Consider the following 521-nt stretch of genomic DNA (forward strand, 5'->3'; position numbering starts at 1 on the left):
TGGTCCTGCTCGATGCGATTATTCAGATAGGCGCTCTGCCGGATCCGGATCGGTTTCAGCTTGCGCCCATCTTGGAGCCGGTCTGTCGTGTCGCAGGACAGGATAGCCTCGCGGTTCGTCTGGCTTCCGTCGATGACGATCCGCTCTGGCCGACCGTGCCGCTTGAGCGCCTTGCGCAGAAACCGTTTGGCAGCGGTGAGGTTGCGCCGTTCGCTGAACCAGAACTCGACGGTGTCGCCGTTGCTGTCGATCGCCCGGTACAAGTACATCCACCGCCCGCGGACCTTGATGTATGTCTCATCGACGTGCCACCTGCTGGTGACAGCTCGCTTTCGGCGATCGAACCGCTCAAGCAGGAGCGGCGCGTAATGGACTGTCCAGCGGTGGATCGTGGCATGGTCGACCGAGATGCCGCGCTCGGCCATCATCTCCTCGAGATCGCGCAGGCTGAGACTGTAAGCCAAGTACCAACGGACACAGAGCAGGATCACTGATTGATCAAAATGCCTGCCCTTGAACAC

1 protein-coding gene is annotated in these 521 nt (G+C 60.5%); it reads right to left on the reverse strand.

The window, feature by feature from the left end; genetic code table 11:
• Positions 1–521, reverse strand: a 521-nt coding sequence (locus DC522_RS34095) for an IS6 family transposase (RefSeq protein ID WP_245444797.1), incomplete at both ends; no start/stop codon positions are given.

Origin of the sequence: Microvirga sp. KLBC 81, assembly GCF_003075415.1 — a bacterium.
In the GTDB taxonomy this organism is placed as follows: Bacteria; Pseudomonadota; Alphaproteobacteria; order Rhizobiales; family Beijerinckiaceae; genus Microvirga.